The 16,249-nt window shown below is 43.4% G+C and carries 17 protein-coding genes; 13 read left to right on the top strand and 4 right to left on the bottom strand.

All coding sequences use genetic code 11. From position 1 onward, the window contains the following. The first annotated feature begins 8 nt into the window (after positions 1-8). The 8 genes from BCU07_RS06270 to uspE all read left to right on the top strand — a co-directional run bounded on the left by BCU07_RS06270 (position 9) and on the right by uspE (position 6,938). The gene (locus BCU07_RS06270) at positions 9-182 is read left to right on the top strand and encodes a CcoQ/FixQ family Cbb3-type cytochrome c oxidase assembly chaperone (protein WP_004733679.1); all 174 of its coding nucleotides are present in this window, start codon (positions 9-11) and stop codon (positions 180-182) included. Continuing rightward, entirely contained in the window at positions 182-1,156 is a 975-nt protein-coding gene (ccoP, locus tag BCU07_RS06265) for a cytochrome-c oxidase, cbb3-type subunit III (RefSeq protein ID WP_017063857.1), read from the top strand. Before BCU07_RS06270 ends, ccoP begins: the two co-directional genes overlap by 1 nt. Positions 1,157-1,264: 108 nt before the next feature. Beyond that, on the top strand, positions 1,265-1,744 hold the full coding sequence (locus BCU07_RS06260) for a FixH family protein (protein ID WP_017059641.1): 480 nt from the start codon (positions 1,265-1,267) through the stop codon (positions 1,742-1,744). Positions 1,745-1,749: 5 nt separating this feature from the next. Next, the gene (locus tag BCU07_RS06255; protein WP_102428849.1) at positions 1,750-4,122 is read left to right on the top strand and encodes a heavy metal translocating P-type ATPase; all 2,373 of its coding nucleotides are present in this window, start codon (positions 1,750-1,752) and stop codon (positions 4,120-4,122) included. Then, complete coding sequence (ccoS, locus tag BCU07_RS06250; RefSeq protein WP_017059639.1) at positions 4,122-4,358, top strand: cbb3-type cytochrome oxidase assembly protein CcoS; 237 nt, start codon at positions 4,122-4,124, stop codon at positions 4,356-4,358. The genes BCU07_RS06255 and ccoS overlap by 1 nt, the downstream gene beginning before the upstream one ends. Then, positions 4,348-5,022, top strand: a complete 675-nt coding sequence (locus BCU07_RS06245) for a sulfite exporter TauE/SafE family protein (protein ID WP_102428850.1) — start codon at positions 4,348-4,350, stop codon at positions 5,020-5,022. The genes ccoS and BCU07_RS06245 overlap by 11 nt, the downstream gene beginning before the upstream one ends. A gap of 86 nt (positions 5,023-5,108) precedes the next feature. Next, positions 5,109-5,855 carry an FNR family transcription factor gene (locus BCU07_RS06240; RefSeq protein ID WP_017059637.1) on the top strand — a complete coding sequence of 249 codons (747 nt, stop codon included), beginning with the start codon at positions 5,109-5,111 and terminating at the stop codon, positions 5,853-5,855. Positions 5,856-5,987: 132 nt separating this feature from the next. Continuing rightward, on the top strand, positions 5,988-6,938 hold the full coding sequence (gene uspE, locus BCU07_RS06235; protein WP_017070547.1) for a universal stress protein UspE: 951 nt from the start codon (positions 5,988-5,990) through the stop codon (positions 6,936-6,938). A 103-nt stretch (positions 6,939-7,041) separates the two neighbouring features. Here uspE and ttcA read toward each other — a convergent pair whose 3' ends face one another. The 4 genes from ttcA to BCU07_RS06215 form a co-directional block, all read right to left on the bottom strand. Beyond that, positions 7,042-7,935, bottom strand: a complete 894-nt coding sequence (ttcA, locus tag BCU07_RS06230; protein ID WP_017059635.1) for a tRNA 2-thiocytidine(32) synthetase TtcA — start codon at positions 7,933-7,935, stop codon at positions 7,042-7,044. Between the two features lie 320 nt (positions 7,936-8,255). Continuing rightward, positions 8,256-8,906: a DUF2987 domain-containing protein gene (locus BCU07_RS06225; RefSeq protein WP_102428851.1), complete on the bottom strand. Its 651-nt coding sequence runs from the start codon at positions 8,904-8,906 to the stop codon at positions 8,256-8,258. A 122-nt stretch (positions 8,907-9,028) separates the two neighbouring features. Beyond that, on the bottom strand, positions 9,029-9,877 hold the full coding sequence (locus BCU07_RS06220) for a glucosaminidase domain-containing protein (protein WP_102428852.1): 849 nt from the start codon (positions 9,875-9,877) through the stop codon (positions 9,029-9,031). Beyond that, a complete protein-coding gene (locus BCU07_RS06215; protein ID WP_017059632.1) occupies positions 9,870-10,697 on the bottom strand; it encodes a hypothetical protein in 828 nt (275 codons plus the stop codon). The genes BCU07_RS06220 and BCU07_RS06215 overlap by 8 nt, the downstream gene beginning before the upstream one ends. Before the next feature lie 329 nt (positions 10,698-11,026). Here BCU07_RS06215 and potA point away from each other — a divergent pair, with 329 nt between their 5' ends. The 5 genes from potA to BCU07_RS06190 all read left to right on the top strand — a co-directional run bounded on the left by potA (position 11,027) and on the right by BCU07_RS06190 (position 16,185). Continuing rightward, positions 11,027-12,142 carry a spermidine/putrescine ABC transporter ATP-binding protein PotA gene (potA, locus tag BCU07_RS06210; RefSeq protein WP_017059631.1) on the top strand — a complete coding sequence of 372 codons (1,116 nt, stop codon included), beginning with the start codon at positions 11,027-11,029 and terminating at the stop codon, positions 12,140-12,142. After that, positions 12,126-12,983, top strand: a complete 858-nt coding sequence (gene potB / locus BCU07_RS06205) for a spermidine/putrescine ABC transporter permease PotB (protein WP_017059630.1) — start codon at positions 12,126-12,128, stop codon at positions 12,981-12,983. Before potA ends, potB begins: the two co-directional genes overlap by 17 nt. Next, a complete protein-coding gene (gene potC / locus BCU07_RS06200; RefSeq protein WP_017059629.1) occupies positions 12,983-13,753 on the top strand; it encodes a spermidine/putrescine ABC transporter permease PotC in 771 nt (256 codons plus the stop codon). The genes potB and potC overlap by 1 nt, the downstream gene beginning before the upstream one ends. Before the next feature lie 149 nt (positions 13,754-13,902). Further along, a complete protein-coding gene (locus BCU07_RS06195; RefSeq protein ID WP_017059628.1) occupies positions 13,903-14,937 on the top strand; it encodes an extracellular solute-binding protein in 1,035 nt (344 codons plus the stop codon). 210 nt (positions 14,938-15,147) lie between these two features. Further along, entirely contained in the window at positions 15,148-16,185 is a 1,038-nt protein-coding gene (locus BCU07_RS06190) for an extracellular solute-binding protein (protein WP_017059627.1), read from the top strand. Positions 16,186-16,249 lie beyond the last annotated feature (64 nt).

The raw sequence follows: 16,249 nt of genomic DNA, 5'->3' as shown, positions 1-16,249 counted from the left end.
GAATAATTATGGACATTATTACATTTCAAAGTGTTTGGACTGTTACTGTTTTTGCTTGTTTCATCGGCATCGTTTGGTGGGCTTTCGGTAAAAATCGTAAGTCGCGCTTCGACGAAGATGCAAACCTAGTGTTCGCTGATGAAGCACCTGCGAAAGATAAAAATCAAGGAGTGACGAAGTAATGAGTACATTCTGGAGTATTTGGGTAACAGTAATCACAATCGGTACATTGATTGGCTGTGCAGCCTTACTTCGTTGGTGTTCCAACGATAAAACAGGTGTAGAAGAAGGTCAGGATATGGGCCATGAATACGATGGTATTCGTGAGCTTAATAACCCACTACCTAAATGGTGGACATACCTTTTCGTTAGCACAATTGTGTTTGCAGCTGTTTATCTAGCTCTATACCCAGGCCTTGGCAACTTTAAAGGTCTACTAGGTTGGACGAGTTCAAACCAAACAGTTCGTAGCGTAGAAGAGTCTCGCTCTGCAATCGCTGCTGCGCAAGCAAACAAACAGTTAGACGCATACGCGAAAGAGCTTGATGATGCAGACACCTACTTTGGTGAAGCATTCAGAAAGCTAGCTCACGACGAAAATGGTCTACGTTCTGTCCCTGACATTGCATCAGATGCCGATGCAATCAAAGTGGGCCAACGTTTGTTCCTACAAAACTGTTCTCAGTGTCACGGCTCTGATGCACGTGGTCAGAAAGGTTTCCCGAACCTAACTGATGACGCATGGCTATATGGTGGTGAACCACAAGCTATCGTTACTACCATCATGCATGGTCGTGTCGGTCAAATGCCAGGTTGGAAAGACGCTCTTGGCGAAGAAGGCGTAAAAGAAGTAGTTAGCTACACGCTTAGCCTTTCTGGTCGTAGCGTAAACGCACGTGAAGCAGAGGCTGGTAAAGCGCGCTTTGTAGTGTGTGCAGCCTGTCACGGTACTGATGGTAAGGGTAACCCTGCTGTTGGCGCACCTGACTTGACTGACCGCGACTGGCTATTTGGCGATTCTCGCGCTGATGTGACGGAAACAGTCATGTACGGACGTTCTGGTGTAATGCCGGCTTGGAAGGACATCCTCGGTGAGGATAAGGTTCAGCTCGTCTCTGCCTACGTCTGGAGCCTCAGCAACTCAGATAAAGAGTAACATAATAATAACAGCCCCTTCTTAAGGGGCTGTCTTTCTTTTACAGTTATAACCTTAAGTGTTTGTAAAAATTAGTTTTATTTCATTGTATATATTGAGAATAATAATATGGAACAACCTTGGTATAAGCAGTTTTGGCCGTGGTTTTTGATCTTCCTAACCGTTGGCGTTTCTATGCTAACATTGGTTCGAGTCGCGATACTTACCAACCATTCAGTTAACGTTGTCACTGAAGATTACTATAAAAAAGGTAAAGGTATTAATGTCGACATTTCGAAAGTAAATGTTGCTAAAGAGCTTGGCTTATCAGCTTCAGTTAGCGAGAAAGGTAACTCAGTTATCATTACTCTCGACAAAGGCAAACTAGACCACTTCCCTGCTATTAGCGCAATGTTCGTGCACCGAACGCTGCCTGACCGTGATTTTACTCAGCTACTGACCGCTGATGCGAGAGGCAACTACACGTTGACTCTGGATCATGAAATGCAAGGTCCATGGTTTATCGAGCTTTCTCCGCATGATTCTGAATGGTTAGTGCAAGGTCGCATGAACTTCCCTATTGATACTCCTACTCAACTAACGAACTAAATCTTATGTGTGAATCCTGTTATCACTGCGGTGAAGATGTACCAGCGGAAACGGATTTTAAAGTAGAAATCTTAGGATCGGTGCGACCTATGTGTTGTCCGGGTTGCGAAACCGTAGCCCAGACAATCGTTGATAGCGGTCTGGTCTCTTACTACCAATATCGTACCGCTCCAGCTGAAAAAGCGGATCTCGTGCCAGAGCAACTTCTGGCACTCAGTCATTACGACAACGAAGATGTTCAATTGGAGTTCGTCCGTAACTCTGAAAACACCTCTGAAGTGACATTGTCACTAGAAGGTGTCTCTTGTGCTGCTTGTGCTTGGCTTATTGAAAAGCAAGTCTCTTCAAAGTTAGGGGTTGTTAGTATTCGTGTTAATACCACGACTAACCGCGCCCTGCTCAGTTGGGACAACACTCAGACGAAACTGAGCGAGCTGTTGTCTGCAATCCATACCTTAGGCTACAAAGCCGCACCTTTTGAGGCTGATCAACAAGAAGCCGCCTATCATCGATCGATGAAGAATTATCTCTATCGTCTTGGCATTGCTGGTTTAGCAACCATGCAGGTCATGATGCTGGCTGTTGCGCTTTATCTTGAAGTCTTTGGTAACCTTGAGCCCGAATTCAAAAGCTACTTCCGTTGGGTGAGCTTAATCTTTGCAACACCGGTTCTGCTCTACTCTGCATTGCCTTTCTATATCAACGCGTGGCGTAGCCTCAAAGGTCGAACATTGGGTATGGATGTACCTGTGTCGATCGCTCTTTTGTTTGCCTACGTTGCAAGTTTGGTCGCAACGGTGACAGAGAAAGGTGAAGTATTCTTCGAATCTATCTCGATGTTTACCTTCTTCCTACTGCTTGGTCGTTTCCTTGAAATGCGCGCTCGTCGTAAAGCCGCCGCTGCTAGTGGTAACCTGCTTAAGCTCGTTCCTGCTATGGCAACAACGTTAGATGGCGAACAAGTTCCAGTCAAAACCTTAAAAGTTGGCGACCAAATTCGCGTTCTACCGGGTGAGCACATTCCTGCCGATGGCAAAGTATTGTCTGGCAGAGTTCATATCGATGAATCGATGCTGACTGGCGAATCTATCCATGTAGTCAAAAACGAAGGCGATACCGTCTTTGCTGGTACATTGAATGGTGATGAATCATTTGAATTGGAAGTAATGACGTCAAAAGCGGATTCGGTGATTTCCAACATCGTTCGCCTGCAAGACGAAGCGCAATTGTCTAAACCTCGAATTGCAGAAATTGCTGATGTTGTGGCTCGATACTTTGTTGCGGTGATCTTAATCATTTCGTTCGGTACTTGGTTCTACTGGCACCAAACACGACCAGAAGACGCTTTCTGGATCATGCTTTCGGTATTGGTCGCAACGTGTCCTTGTGCTCTGTCACTTGCAACACCGACGGCGATTACTTGCTCAACGTCTCGCATGGGTAACTTCGGTATTTTGCTGCGCAAAGGCCACGTATTCGAAACCTTGTGCAAAGTAAATCACTTGATCATCGATAAAACAGGCACATTGACTGAGGGTGATATTCGTATCAGCCAAGTTGAAACCTTCGCTGAACTTGATAAAGACACTTGTCTCAAAGTAGCGGCGAGCCTGGAACAACACGCTAACCACCCTATCGCTAAAGCGTTTAAGACTCATATTTCAGATGATATCGAAGTAGAGTCTGTCAATAACGTAATTGGTTCAGGCATCACTGGTGAGTGGAACGGCCAAGAAGTTGCGATTGGTAGTAGTGAATTCATTCTAGGTGAAGCTCAACCATCGGAAAGCAACGGCATTTACTTGTCGATGGCGGGTCGTCATATCGCTACATTTACTTATGAAGATCCAATCCGTAAAGAAAGCATCGAGTTTATTAAGCAATTTAAAGAAGCGGGCATCAAAACAACTCTGCTTACTGGCGATTCTTTGATTAACGCGAAGCCTGTTGCTGAAGAGATTGGTATTACTGATATTGTTGCTAACGCGAAACCTGAAGATAAACTTGCTTACCTGAACTCTCGAGATGCAAGTGACATTACCATGATGGTTGGCGATGGCATTAACGATGCCCCTATTCTTGCAGGTGCCCACCTTTCTGTCGCTATGGGCGGCGGTACAGACGTGGCGAAAGCTTCTGCGGATATGGTGTTACTGGGTGATAAGCTCGATAGATTACTTAAGTCGCGTACTTTGGCGTTAAAAACACGTAAGATAATTCGTGAAAACCTAGCTTGGTCATTAGGATATAACTTACTTATCCTTCCATTGGCTGTCGCGGGTTTGGTTGCTCCATACATTGCCGTTGTGGGCATGTCTGCCAGCTCTATTATTGTTGTGTCTAACTCGTTAAGGCTTTTAAAAGAGCAAGGTAAATAATGGAAAGTTTATACATCCTGATCCCCATTGCGATTGTACTGGTGTGCATCGCTGTTGGTATTTTTCTATGGGCGGTGAAGAGCGAACAGTTTGAAGACCTAGAACGTCAAGGTCACAATATACTGTTTGATGAAGACGAAAAGGCTCACAACCATTCTGATAGTAAACCTGTCAAGAATGAGAAAGCTAACAGCGAAAGCCAAACTAACGTAGACAAAAAGAACGATGACGCCTGATTGGATCGGAGCCTTTGTTGTTGGATTGATCGGCGCAGGCCATTGCATGGGAATGTGTGGTGGTATTGCGTCGCTTCTTTCGATTGGCAACAGTAAACCTTCCCCTGTTATTCCCCTACTTTATAACCTAGGGCGCTTGCTAAGTTATGCCGTGATTGGCGGTGTGATTGGCGGTGCAATCTCTTCGATAGGTCAGCTAAGCGATTTTAACGCTCTGCTAGGTTGGCTGCGATTATTTGCTGCTGGCTTCATGATCGTCTTAGGGTTGTATATCGGTAAATGGTGGTTCGGCTTGTTGTTCTTTGAAAAAGTCGGACAGAAGCTATGGCGTTATATCTCTCCTTTAGGTAAATCATTTCTACCCTTGAAGCACCCTAGCCACGCTTTGCCGTTTGGCTTTATTTGGGGTTGGCTACCATGTGGCTTAGTTTACTCAATGCTTACGTGGGCGGCCGTATCAGGAAGTTGGTACAACGGTGCAGGTATTATGCTTGCTTTCGGTTTAGGGACGCTCCCAGCGATGCTCACAGTAGGTATGGGCGCTAATTTCCTCAAAAAAATGCAACAAGCTGACTTATTTCGCCAATTAGGCGCAATTTTAATCCTCCTTTATGGTTTCTATACCGGATATATGGCATTGCAGCTCATTATTTATACCGTATAGGCAATCTTTAAATCCGGTTTTTTTACTACCCAACTGGATAAAGGAATGCTAAAATATTGACGTATATCAAATAGTGAAAGATTGTTATGATTTCTGAAAAGCCTGTGACGAAACGTGTTCAGTCTGGTGGCTGTGCGATCCATTGCCAGGATTGTAGTATTAGCCAGCTCTGTATTCCGTTTACTTTGAATGAATCTGAACTCGATCAACTTGATCAGATCATTGAGAGAAAAAAGCCTATTCAAAAAGGCCAAGAGTTATTTAAAGCTGGTGACGAGCTTAAATCTCTATATGCTATTCGCTCTGGAACGATCAAGAGCTACACGATTACTGAGCAAGGTGATGAGCAGATTACTGCGTTCCACCTAGCGGGCGATCTTGTTGGCTTCGATGCGATTACTGGTGACCAACACCCTAGTTTCGCACAAGCGCTAGAAACTTCTATGGTATGTGAAATCCCATATGAGATTCTTGATGACCTATCAGGAAAAATGCCTAAATTGCGTCAGCAAATTATGCGCCTGATGAGTAATGAGATTAAAGGTGACCAAGAAATGATTCTGCTTCTTTCTAAGAAGAACGCGGAAGAGCGCCTTGCTGCATTCCTTTACAACCTTTCTACTCGCTTCTCTCAACGTGGCTTCAGCCCGCGTGAGTTCCGCCTAACGATGACTCGTGGCGATATTGGTAACTACCTTGGTTTGACTGTTGAAACAATTAGCCGTCTTCTAGGCCGTTTCCAAAAAGCAGACATCTTGAGCGTTAAAGGCAAATATATCACTATCGAAGATCACGATGCGTTGATGGAACTTGCTGGCGTTTCAAAAGAATAGTCTAGATATCAATGATGTAGTTCAATAATGAGCTACATCATGTTTCTCTCTTAAAACCTCTTATATTTCTCTTAATCTCTCCATAACTACGCTACATTATTTATATGTTCGGTCTGAAAAGTAGGCTTAGTTATGAGTATCTATAACAAAATTTTAGTTGTCGCAGACATTAATCACGATGAGCAACCTGCTCTAGTTCGTGCTATCCAACTTGCTAAGAAAAGCACCTCAACAAGCCACATCACTTTCTTTTTGTCGATATACGACTTCTCGTATGAAATGACATCTATGCTCTCTATCGATGAAAGAGACGCAATGCGCAAAGGCGTAATTCACCAACGCGAAATTTGGATGAATAAAGTCGCAGAACCTTACCTAGATGATTCTATTGAATTTAATGTACAAGTGGTTTGGCATAACCGCCCGTACGAAGCGATCATTGCTGAGGTTTACAGCGGCGAGCACGACATCTTAATCAAAGGCACGCGTAAGCACGATACCTTGGAATCTGTCATCTTCACTCCAACCGATTGGCACTTATTGAGAAAGTGCCCTAGCCCAGTGCTATTGGTTAAAAACGATTTCTGGCCAGATCACGCGAAGATTTTTGCTTCAGTTCATGTTGGTTCTGAAACAGAAGCTCATTTAGAGCTTAACGATACGATGGTCGACAGATTACTAGAGATCACCGGTCGTTTGGATGCTGAACCTTTCTTGGTGAATGCCTACCCAGTGACACCTGCGAATATTACCATTGAACTGCCAGAGTTTGATCCAACGTCTTATACCGATGCGGTTCGTGGCCATCACTTAACGGCAATGAAAGCATTGCGCCAGAAGCACGGTATGTGTGAAGAACAAACTGTGGTTGAACAAGGCTTGCCAGAAGATGTTATTCCTCGCGTCGCTTCTGAAAATAACGCTGCGATGGTGATTCTGGGTACAACGGGTCGTACTGGCTTGTCTGCCGTGTTTATTGGTAATACCGCGGAACATGTTATCGATAAGATTAACTGTGATGTGTTGGCTCTTAAACCGTCTGGTTACGTCAGCCCACTAGACCCTAACCTTTCGAAAGGTTAGGTCAGGGATAGTTTAACTTATAAAAAAACGCCTCAAGCATTGCTTGAGGCGTTTTTGTTTGTCTGTTGTAGGCGCATCTATTGCTCTACAACGATTATTCTTATTATACGTTCGTTACGTCGATGAACATTGATTCATCGATGTTAGAAGATGAAATTTCAGCTTCTTCGAATTCGTACGCTTTGCGGTCTTCACTACGGTCTAGTGGAAGGTTCACGAAGTCAAACAGCTCGCGGTCAGCCAGTTGGCTTGGACTTACGTTCTGGATTGACTTGAAGATCTTCTCAACACGACCTGGCGTTTTCTTATCCCAATCAATTAGCATCGCTTTAATGTTCTGACGCTGTAGATTCTCTTGAGAGCCACATAGGTTACAAGGAATGATTGGGAACTCTTTATGTTCTGCGTATTTGATTAGGTCCGTTTCACGACAGTAAGTCAGTGGACGAATAACAACGTTACGACCATCATCTGAACGAAGCTTTGGTGGCATAGCCTTTAAGCGCGCACCGTGGAACATGTTTAGGAACATGGTCTCAACGATGTCGTCTAGGTGGTGACCCAGAGCGATCTTAGTTGCACCAATCTTCTCTGCGAATGAGTACAAAGTACCACGACGAAGACGAGAACATAGGCCACACGTTGTTTTACCTTCTGGCACTTTCTCTTTAACCACTGAATACGTGTCTTTATCTACGATGTAGTAAGGAATGTTCAGCGTTTCAAAGTACTCAGGAAGAATGTGTTCAGGGAACCCAGGTTGTTTTTGATCTAGGTTTACTGCCACAACATCAAATTTGATCGGTGCTGCTTCACGTAAACGTAGCAAAATATCTAACATCGCAAATGAATCTTTACCGCCACTAATACATGCCATTACTACGTCATTCTCTTCGATCATGTTGTAGTCGATGATGGCATTTCCAACATTTCTTCTCAGACGTTTCTGAAGTTTGTTGAATTCAAGTGTTTCTTTTCTATTATCGTTTTGGTTCATTGCGACTCTCACACCGTCGTATTACCGACTGTAGATTGCTAGTGGGACTGTTTTAGGGCGTGGATTATACGGATTTTTATTTGATGTTGAAATAGTAACGGCCGGATAAACAAGCTGAGTAATAGAAAGATTCTGCTTTTATTGTTCGATAAGCTCCCTAGCTGGTAGAGAAACGCGGTTTCACATGCTCTCGGTTGGTATCGCAGATAAAGAAAAGCAGCCTGATCTAATTCGATGAGGCTGCTTTAAGATATGTCGTAAAAGCTTAGGGGAATGATTCCGCTAAGCTTTTACTTCACTAACAATGATTCCGTTAAAAACTATTGCGCGGGAATGTACGGCAATACGCGAACTGTTGGTTCTGGTAACGTGATGCTGTCACTTCCATGAAGTTCTTCTAAGGTGAATTTCGCTCGCCCTTCTTTGATTGGTAGTTGCTTGCCATTTGAAAGCTCGATGTTGCCTTCCAGCTTATTAGCGAACTCTAGCGTTAACCCTTGGATATCTGGCGTGAACCAACCAGAGAACATACCGCTGACGTCTTCAAGCATCGCCTGCATCTGTGGCAATAGGTTTTCTATCTGTGCAACTTCTACTGTGCCAGCTAAAGGCTCTTGAGTCATCACCACAAAAGAATACGCACATTCCTGTTCTTGAGTTTGTACAAAGATAAGAGGGTTTGCTGAGCGTAGGTTTTGATCTACCGGTAGAAGCAGTTCATTGGCCGGAGAGACTTTTAGCTCTTCGTAGTGCTCTTCTTTTTCCATCCAAGCTTTGCTGATGTGACAGGTTTGCTGAGCTTGTTGATCAACAAAGAAGACCGCAACTTTGACATCATCATGCCCTTCTTTGGTGTTGTTTTTCAGCTGAGTATAAAGCTTAGAATACGTGAACATGTATTCTTGCGCTGAAGCAGGAAGAGAAACCCCAAGGCTTAATGAGGCTAATAAAGCGAGTGCTGTCTTTTTCATTATTATAATCTTGTCGAAGTTGAGCGTTTATAAATAGAAAGAGCAGCCAATGAGCTGCTCTTTTTGTGATATTACTGGTATAAGCCGACTATCGAAGGCAACCAAGTTGGTATCAAAATGAGTTACTTTTTCCAGTATACCTCGTTGTGACGGATCATAGCTTGTAAATCAGTCACATAGTCGGAACCTCGCTCAGAATATTTTAACAAGCCATTGGTGAGCTCTGTCGCCGTTGCGGTTGTTAAAAGATCATCACCTTGCGCATCAAGTTTTGCACGAATCACTCTTAGATCGGCGTAAGCACGATTACGATTAAGGTTCATGAAATACCGATGTACGGATTCTTGGCTTGAAGAGAATGTTGCGACTTCATGCGAGCTACCTTCGTTACGTTGTAGCGGAACAAGGCCACAACCTTTGGTATAACACCAATGTCCAAAATAGTTGTTCGCTTTGGTGGCGAAACGCGATGTTCCCCAAGCCGACTCATTCGCAGCTTGTGTCAGTACAAGTGCCTCTGGCAGCACATTCACGCGGTTAAGCATCTCTGTCAGCCATACTTGATCTAAACCTTCACTAGGTACAGGCAAGCTGTATAACTTCCCTAACCTTTTCGCATAAGACGCGTCTTCAGAATCAATACTGCTTAAACCGGACTCAGAGAGCTTAGTTAAAAACGCGCGTTCTTTGGTGATACGTTTGTTTTCGATATTGATACTTGGACGTAGGAACGAAAAGAACGTGTCCTTTTTCTCATTCACATCTTCGATGGCCGCAAAGTTCGGTGTGCTCGAAGAAACCGTCAAGTCACCAAACTGGTCAGTTGAGTTGGAGCTCTGCTCTGTCGTTCGTCGACGTTCTTCTTCTTGGTAAATATAAGGACCAATCATTGAAATAGAGCCAACAAGAGCCAGTGCCGTCACTTTAAGCGCAAGTGATTTGCTTGTGCTTGCCTGTGTGTCTTTATGCATCGAACACCTGTGGGTTTTTGTTATTGTCGTCGTTATTGCTATCGTTGTTATCGTCATCGCTCTTTGGACGATCTGAAGCAATCAGTTTCAACTTGATGCCAAACATTTCACGGTAAAGAATCCCTTTCACGTGGAAGAAGAAAGGTAAAACGAAGATAAGGCCAATGCCGTACATCATTGCCGCGACGATGAACATCAGCATTACTAATAGGTAGATAGAAGCAACGGTGAAGATTTTTTTGTTGACAGCACGCAGAGAAAGCAGCAGCGATTGCATTGGCGGCACTTTCTTATCACAAATCAGCAGAATCGAATGGCTGAACGCCAGTGAGAAGTAGATAGACAAGAACGGCAGAATCATACCTGCGATGCCTTGAAGCATTAGGCTAAACAAAGTCACTAGAATAACCGGAACCGTAAACTGCAAACCTTTACCGATGTGGCGTACTTTGGTTTGTAGGCCAGCGGCGTGACTCATTGCCATTAAACAGATACCCGCATAGATAGGCGCACTGATCACTTCATAGCTAAAGTTCGCGATAAAAATCGATTCAACGATTTGTGGCGTAAACGACTCTGGGTCGATAACTGCATCTAAGATAACCGCGGGATCACCAAGCTGTAGTTTTAGTGCGATATAAAAGATAGCGAGCTGCACAAACATCAAAGCAATAATCGCTGGGGAAAACGAAAGAAAGTGACTTATCGTATGTTTCCAAGCTTCTTGGAATACAGCCGTTGCTTTGAGCTCATAATCGCCAGAAAGTGCACGGTTGATACTACCGCCCAAATTAAAATCTTTTTCGATGTCGTTGTTCATATTGATACCTAGGTGTGCCGATTAAGCGAAGCCACCTAACTTATTGATAAAAAATTACCTTCATTATACTCATATGTCGGATACAAACTAAAATATGAATCTGTAACAAGGCTTGCTTTTGCGTCTTGATGGTTAATAATTAGACACTTGTTAGGGTGTAAACCCAGTAAATAACAGTATGGTAAAGGATGTTTACTTTTACCTGCGAAATTTTTTATCTTCGAAAGGTAAAAAATGCTTTGAATTCACGTTTTTGGTGATTATGATGCGCGCCTTAAAGGTGTATAGCAACAGGTCTCAAATAGAACCAAGGTGGAGAAAAACAGACGTTGAACGCTAAAAAATCAGTAGGAAAGCCAGTAGTACAGCTAACTGGCATCAGTAAAAGTTTCGATGGTAAGGAAGTCATCGGCAATCTGGATTTAAACGTAAATCATGGTGAGTTTCTCACGATTTTAGGCCCATCAGGTTGTGGTAAAACAACCGTGCTAAGAATGATTGCGGGTTTTGAAACGGCAGATAGTGGTCAAATACTATTAGCTGAACAAAACGTAACCCAAGTTCCTGCTGAACAAAGGCATGTAAACACTGTATTCCAAAGCTATGCCCTATTCCCGCATATGACCGTTTTCGACAATGTGGCATTTGGCTTACGCATGCAGAAAGTTCCAAACAGCGAGATTGAACCTCGTGTAATGGATGCTTTGAAAATGGTGCGCCTAGAACAAATGGCACAACGAAAGCCACACCAGCTATCTGGTGGCCAACAGCAACGTATCGCAATCGCTCGTGCTGTCGTTAATAAGCCTAAAGTTCTTTTGTTGGATGAATCTCTATCTGCTCTGGATTACAAACTACGTAAACAGATGCAAATCGAGCTGAAACAATTACAACGCCAACTTGGTATCACGTTCATTTTTGTAACGCATGACCAAGAAGAGGCGCTGTCTATGTCTGACCGTATTATTGTTATGCGTGATGGCGTGATTGAACAAGACGGAACACCAAGAGAGATCTACGAAGAGCCTAAGAACCTATTTGTAGCGCGTTTCATTGGTGAAATTAACGTATTCGAAGCGACAGCGAAATCTCGTCAAGATGAAAAACGCATTGTTGCGACAATCGAAGGTGAAGAGTCCATTATCTATCACGATAAAGACGTAACACCGGGTCAAAAACTGCAAGTATTGCTTCGCCCTGAAGATCTTCGAATCGAAGAAATTAAAGAGTCAGAGCAACGCGGTATTGTTGGCCACATTGTCGAGCGAACCTATAAAGGCATGACATTAGATTCAGTCGTAGAACTTGAATCTGGTATGCGTGTCATGGTTAGCGAATTCTTCAACGAAGATGACCCTGATGTTGATCACTCACTGGGCCAAAAAGTTGCAGTAACTTGGGTTGAGAGCTGGGAAGTGGTATTAGAAGATGAGCAAGAAGTTTAATTTACAAAACGCAATTGTTGCTTTAATCACAGGTTGGTTAGTGTTGTTCGTGATGATTCCAAACATCATGATCATTGGTACTAGCTTCTTAACTCGTGATGAAGCGAACTTGATCGAGATGACCTTCACTCTCGATAACTACGTGCGTTTGGCTGACCCGCTGTATTTTAAAGTGTTGATGCACTCTTTCTATATGGCAATTGTCGCAACCCTACTTTGTTTGATTATTGGTTACCCATTCGCTTACATCGTGGCAAAAATGCCGGCGAAGTGGCGTCCAATCATGTTGTTCCTAGTGATAGTACCATTCTGGACGAACTCTTTGATTCGTACATACGGATTAAAAATTGTACTGGGTACGCAAGGTGTCTTGAACAAAAGCTTGTTAGCGTTAGATATCATTGATAAACCGCTACGTATCATGTACTCAGAAACCGCAGTAATGATCGGTTTAGTGTACATCCTACTTCCGTTTATGATTCTGCCGCTGTATTCAGCGATTGAAAAACTGGACGATACGTATTTAGAAGCGGCTAAAGATTTAGGTGCGAACAAACTGCAAACGCTATTGAAAGTGGTACTACCACTAACAATGCCGGGCATTATTGGCGGCTGTTTGTTAGTGCTACTGCCAGCGTTAGGTATGTTCTACATCTCTGACCTATTAGGCGGAGCTAAGAACCTATTGATTGGTAACGTGATTAAGAGCCAAGTGCTCAACGCTCGAGACTGGCCGTTTGGCGCAGCGACGAGTATCGCACTGACCATGGCAATGGCTGTGATGCTGTATGCCTACTACCGAGCAGGTAAGCTATTGAACAAGAAAGTGGAGCTAGACTAATGGGGCGCACAGTTAAGTTCAGCTTTATGGCGCTGGTATACGCCTTTCTATACCTACCTATTATCGTATTGATCGCTAACTCGTTTAATGCCAATAAGTTTGGTATGAAATGGGGTGGCTTCACCACTAAATGGTATGACGCGCTTATTAACAACGACAGCCTAATGCAGGCTGCGTGGCACTCGATCAACGTAGCGGTGTTCTCAGCAACAGCCGCAACGATTGTCGGGAGCCTTACAGCAGTAGCCCTATTCCGTTACCAATTTAAAGGTAAAGGCATCGTAAATGGCATGCTGTTCATCGTAATGATGTCTCCAGATATCGTAATGGCGATTTCGCTTCTTGCGCTATTCTTGGTAATGGGTGTTCAACTTGGGTTCTTTACCCTACTTGCTGCTCACATTACCTTCTGTCTACCGTTTGTTGTAGTAACGGTATACAGTCGCTTGAATGGCTTTGATGTGAAGATGCTAGAAGCAGCAAAAGACTTAGGTGCAAGTGAATGGACGATTCTAAAACAGATCATTCTGCCTCTTGCTAAGCCAGCGGTTGCTGCGGGTTGGTTATTGAGCTTCACTCTGTCTTTGGACGATGTAATCATTAGCTCTTTCGTAACCGGCCCAACGTATGAAATCTTACCACTGAAGATTTACTCAATGGTTAAAGTGGGTATCTCTCCTGAGGTAAACGCCCTAGCAACAGTGATGTTAGTGGTGTCGTTAATACTGGTGATCATTTCTCAGTCATTAGCGAGAGAAAAAATCAAGTAAGTCTCCTACTCTATATAGAGACTGGCTTGATTAAGAAGTTAAGAGACTTCAAGTTCAAAAAAAGTGTTAATCATAAACAGAATGGTAAATTGCCATTCTGTTTTTCTATCTACTGCCTTCGGGCAACGTTTAGTTTGGAGCTAACGTCAATGAAAAAATGGGCTACTCTATTAGCTGGTAGTGCATGTGCGCTTTCAATGTTATCTGCACCATCATTTGCAAAAGATAACAAAGAATTGGTATTCATGAATTGGGGACCTTACATCAACAGTGAGATTCTAGAACAGTTCACTGATGAAACTGGTATCAAGGTGATCTACTCGACTTACGAGTCGAACGAAACCCTGTACGCAAAGCTAAAAACACACAACAAAGGCTATGACCTAGTTGTGCCGTCGACTTACTTCGTATCTAAGATGCGTGACGAAGGTATGCTACAAAAGATCGACAAAACTAAGCTGAACAACTTCAAGAATCTAGATACTAACTATCTAGATAAGCCGTACGACCCAAGCAACGACTACTCTATTCCACACGTAGTTGCGATCACAGGTCTTGCTGTTAACACTGACATGTACGATCCAGAAGATTTCCAAAGCTGGGCTGATCTATGGAAGCCAGAGCTTGAAGGTCAACTGATGATGATGGACGACACTCGTGAAGTGTTCCACATCGCACTGCGTAAGTTAGGTTACTCTGGTAACACAACCAACGAAAAAGAGATCGACGAAGCGTACGCTGAGCTACAAAAGCTTATGCCAAACGTTCTAGTATTTAACTCAGACAACCCAGGCGCGCCTTACATGTCTGGTGAAGTGGGTCTTGGTATGCTGTGGAACGGTTCTGCTGCTGCAGCGCAAAACGAAGGTCTACCAATCAAACTGGTTTTCCCTAAAGAAGGCGGTATCGGTTGGGTTGATAACTTTGCGATTAGCTCTGGTGCGGTAAACGTAGAAGCAGCTCATAAGATGATTGATTTCCTACTTCGCCCTGAAATTGCTGAGCAAATTTCTCGTGACACAGGCTACCTAACGGCCGTTAAAGCGTCTAACGAGAAGTTCAAAGATAGCCCTGCGCTATTCCCATCGCAAGAAGACCTTGATCGTGTTGAATGGCAAGCTGCGGTTGGCGATAAGACAGTGAAGTACGAAGATTACTTCATGAAACTTAAAGCAGGTCAGTAATTTAGCTTATTATCTAACTGTGGCTAAGTAACCAGTTTACTTAACAGGTCAACGTAGATAATCAATAAGTTAAAAATAAGAATATCAATGAATAGGCAGCTTAGGCTGCCTATTTTATTATATCGCTGCTATAATATAGCGCGATTTTTCGAAATCCTTTACCTTGGGTTCACTACCCAGCTCCAAATCAAACAAATGAACGGAACAGTAATGAAAAAAACACTGTATACCGGCGCATTGTGTGCTGCTACTTTACTTTCTACACCCTCTTTCGCAGCTGACCAAGAACTGTATTTTTACAACTGGTCTGAATATATTCCAAATGAAGTACTAGAAGACTTCACAGAAGAGACGGGCATTAAAGTCTACTACTCAACTTATGAGTCTAACGAAAGCATGTACGCTAAGTTAAAAACTCAAGGTACGGGTTACGACTTAGTGGTTCCTTCTACTTACTTCGTTTCTAAGATGCGTAAAGAAGGCATGCTTCAAGAGCTTGATAAAACCAAGCTAAGCCACTTTGCAGATTTGGATCCAAATTACTTAGATAAGCCATTTGACCCAAATAACAACTACTCAATCCCATACATCTGGGGTGCGACGGGTATTGGTATCAACTCAGACATGCTAGACAAGTCTTCAGTTAAAAACTGGGGCGATCTGTGGGATACGCAGTGGGAAGGTCAACTGATGATGATGGATGACTCTCGTGAGGTTTTCCATATCGCTCTATCTAAACTGGGCTACTCTCCAAACACGACTAACCCTGAAGAAATCAAAGAAGCCTACGAAGAACTTCGTAAGCTAATGCCAAACGTATTGGTATTTAACTCAGATTTCCCAGCGAACCCTTACCTAGCAGGTGAAGTGTCTCTTGGTATGCTTTGGAATGGTTCTGCTTACATGGCACGCCAAGAAGGCGCAACGATTGACATTATCTGGCCAGAAAAAGGCGCTATCTTCTGGATGGACAGCCTAGCAATTCCAGCAGGCGCTAAGAACACTGAAGCGGCTCATAAGATGATCGACTTCCTTCTTCGCCCAGAGAACGCTGCGAAAATTGCTCTAGAGATCGGTTACCCGACACCAGTTAAAACCGCTTACCCTCTTCTTCCTAAAGAATTTGCTGAAGACAAGAACGTTTTCCCACCACAATCAGTGATGGATAACGGTGTGTGGCAAGATGAAGTTGGTGAAGCGAGCGTTATTTATGACGAGTACTTCCAAAAACTTAAAGTAAACAACTAAGTTATTGTTAGTTAAGAAGTTAAGTAAATAAAGCGGCGTAAGCCGCTTTATTTTTTCAGATTCA

This window comes from Vibrio sp. 10N.261.54.E10, assembly GCF_002877735.2.
In the GTDB taxonomy this organism is placed as follows: Bacteria; Pseudomonadota; Gammaproteobacteria; order Enterobacterales; family Vibrionaceae; genus Vibrio; species Vibrio crassostreae_C.
This window is presented reverse-complemented; position numbering and strand designations above follow the sequence as displayed.

Excerpts from the sequence above, each read along its gene's own strand:
- BCU07_RS06255 (WP_102428849.1), top strand. The coding sequence starts at position 1,750 with ATGTGTGAATCCTGTTATCACTGCGGTGAAGATGTACCAGCGGAAACG.
- BCU07_RS06245 (WP_102428850.1), top strand. The coding sequence starts at position 4,348 with ATGACGCCTGATTGGATCGGAGCCTTTGTTGTTGGATTGATCGGCGCA.
- BCU07_RS06215 (WP_017059632.1), bottom strand. The coding sequence starts at position 10,697 with ATGAACAACGACATCGAAAAAGATTTTAATTTGGGCGGTAGTATCAAC.
- BCU07_RS06195 (WP_017059628.1), top strand. The coding sequence starts at position 13,903 with ATGAAAAAATGGGCTACTCTATTAGCTGGTAGTGCATGTGCGCTTTCA.
- ccoS (WP_017059639.1), top strand. The coding sequence starts at position 4,122 with ATGGAAAGTTTATACATCCTGATCCCCATTGCGATTGTACTGGTGTGC.
- BCU07_RS06190 (WP_017059627.1), top strand. The coding sequence starts at position 15,148 with ATGAAAAAAACACTGTATACCGGCGCATTGTGTGCTGCTACTTTACTT.
- BCU07_RS06225 (WP_102428851.1), bottom strand. The coding sequence starts at position 8,906 with ATGAAAAAGACAGCACTCGCTTTATTAGCCTCATTAAGCCTTGGGGTT.
- BCU07_RS06240 (WP_017059637.1), top strand. The coding sequence starts at position 5,109 with ATGATTTCTGAAAAGCCTGTGACGAAACGTGTTCAGTCTGGTGGCTGT.
- ttcA (WP_017059635.1), bottom strand. The coding sequence starts at position 7,935 with ATGAACCAAAACGATAATAGAAAAGAAACACTTGAATTCAACAAACTT.
- potB (WP_017059630.1), top strand. The coding sequence starts at position 12,126 with ATGAGCAAGAAGTTTAATTTACAAAACGCAATTGTTGCTTTAATCACA.
- potC (WP_017059629.1), top strand. The coding sequence starts at position 12,983 with ATGGGGCGCACAGTTAAGTTCAGCTTTATGGCGCTGGTATACGCCTTT.
- BCU07_RS06270 (WP_004733679.1), top strand. The coding sequence starts at position 9 with ATGGACATTATTACATTTCAAAGTGTTTGGACTGTTACTGTTTTTGCT.
- BCU07_RS06220 (WP_102428852.1), bottom strand. The coding sequence starts at position 9,877 with ATGCATAAAGACACACAGGCAAGCACAAGCAAATCACTTGCGCTTAAA.
- ccoP (WP_017063857.1), top strand. The coding sequence starts at position 182 with ATGAGTACATTCTGGAGTATTTGGGTAACAGTAATCACAATCGGTACA.
- uspE (WP_017070547.1), top strand. The coding sequence starts at position 5,988 with ATGAGTATCTATAACAAAATTTTAGTTGTCGCAGACATTAATCACGAT.
- BCU07_RS06260 (WP_017059641.1), top strand. The coding sequence starts at position 1,265 with ATGGAACAACCTTGGTATAAGCAGTTTTGGCCGTGGTTTTTGATCTTC.